The 1,867-nt window shown below is 67.3% G+C and carries 2 protein-coding genes and 1 pseudogene; 2 read left to right on the plus strand and 1 reads right to left on the minus strand.

Features of this window, described 5'->3' with window-relative positions; all coding sequences use genetic code 11:
- Positions 1-361 (minus strand): annotated as a pseudogene (locus Q4C89_RS14930) (SPFH domain-containing protein); the annotation flags it as partial.
- A gap of 114 nt (positions 362-475) precedes the next feature.
- Between Q4C89_RS14930 and rpe the strand changes: the two are divergent.
- Both rpe and Q4C89_RS14940 read left to right on the plus strand, forming a co-directional pair.
- The gene (gene rpe, locus Q4C89_RS14935; RefSeq protein WP_303103412.1) at positions 476-1,153 is read left to right on the plus strand and encodes a ribulose-phosphate 3-epimerase; all 678 of its coding nucleotides are present in this window, start codon (positions 476-478) and stop codon (positions 1,151-1,153) included.
- Positions 1,154-1,193: 40 nt separating this feature from the next.
- A partial coding sequence (locus Q4C89_RS14940; protein ID WP_303103413.1) for a 2-phosphosulfolactate phosphatase occupies positions 1,194-1,867 on the plus strand: 674 nt, incomplete at its 3' end.

Raw genomic sequence — 1,867 nt, forward strand, 5'->3', positions numbered from 1 at the left:
AGTTGTTCAGCTTGCGCGAAACGCCGCGCACGGTGTTGAACGGCACGCGCCACCAAAAGCCCGGCTCGATCCACGTGCCGTTGTAGCGCCCGAACAGGTTGTAGACGCGGGCATCGTTGGGGGCGACGGTCATGAATCCGGACAGGACGAACAGCCCGAGAAGAATCAGCGGCGCTCCGGCCAGGAAGGCCAGCACCGTGCTGTTGCGGACGAAAAAGAGCACGGCGGCAGCGAGCAGGAAAAACAGCACCAGCATCACGAACCCGTTGACGGCCCACGCAGGGCGGTCCTGAATCTCGACACTGGGGGTCATGACTGGGGGAGCTGGCGGCATGGGGAGGGGGGGAGGTGTTTGGGTCATGGCATTTTCTCCTTGCTTCTGAATACGCGCCCAATGTCAGCAGAGTTGCCGCAACGTTCCCACTCCCAAAACCGCCCCGCTCCCAAAAACGCAAGCCGTCAGCGGTATAGACTCATGGACGTGAGCTTCAATTCAGCCTCTCGCCCGGTCAAACTCGCCCCCAGCCTGCTCTCCTGCGATTTCTCGCGTCTGGGCGAAGAACTTCAGGCCATCCAGAGCGCCGACTGGGCGCATGTGGACGTGATGGACGGCGCTTTCGTGCCCAACATTTCCTTCGGGATGCCCATTCTGGCCGCCGCCCGCCGCGCCTCGGACCTCTACATGGACGTTCACCTGATGATCGAGCGCCCCGAGCGGTATCTGCGCGACTTTGCCGAAGCCGGGGCCGACGGCATCACGGTGCATGTGGAGGCCACCGCGCACGTTCACCGCGCCGTGCAGCAAATCCGGGAACTCGGCAAGAAGGCGGGCGTGACCCTCAACCCCGGCACGCCTCTCGAAGCCGTGCGCCCGGTGCTGGCCGACGTGGACCTCGTGCTGGTCATGAGCGTGAATCCCGGTTTCGGCGGGCAGAAGTTCATCGCGGCGAGTACCGAACGGGTGCGCACGCTGCGCCGGTGGCTGGACGAGGTCAACCCGCAGGCCGAATTGCAGGTGGACGGCGGCGTGACGCCCGCCAACGCCCGCGAACTGGCCGAAGCCGGGGCGACCTGCCTGGTGGCGGGCAGCGCCGTGTACGGCCCGGACGGGGCACAGGCGGGCCTGTCGCGCCTGCGGGACGCCCTGGCCTGACCGCCCTTTCCTCCCTCCTTTCCGATTTGCGAGGCCCAGCATGAAACTGCGTGTAGACCTGCTCCCCGACAGCCATTACCCAGACGTGGCCCTGGTCATTGACGTGCTGCGGGCCACCACCACGGCCGTCACGCTGCTCGAACACGGCGCGGCGCAACTGCTGCTGATGAGGACCCCCGAGGAAGTGCTGGCCCTGCGCCCCGCTTACCCCGACCTGCTGCTGGCCGGGGAGCGCGGCGGCCTGATGGTGCCGGGATTCGACCTGGGCAACAGTCCGCTGGAGGTGCCGGGGCAGGCGGTGGCCGGGCGTAGCGTGGTCATGACCACCACCAACGGCACCGGGGCAGCCTGGCAAGCGGCACAGACCGCCCGGCACGTCTTTCTGGCGGCGCTGGTGAACGCCCACGCCGTCGCCCGGCACGCCCTGGCCGTAGCGAACGAGGAAATCGCCATTGTCTGCGCGGGCACCGACGGGCGGGTGGGCCTGGACGACGTGTACACCGCCGGAGTCATTGCCGAGTACCTGCTGGCGCTGGGTGACTTTCAGGTGGACGACGGTGCCAGAATCGCGCTGACCATGCGCCGGGGCGGGGGCGACCCGCGTGAAGCCCTGCTGAACAGTGGACACGGCCTGACCCTGCAACGGCTGGGCCTGGGGGCCGACATAGAGCATGCCGCGCAGCTCAGCACCAGCCGCCTGATTCCGACGCTGGT

The sequence above is a fragment of the Deinococcus sp. genome (assembly GCF_030523985.1).
GTDB lineage: Bacteria > Deinococcota > Deinococci > Deinococcales > Deinococcaceae > Deinococcus.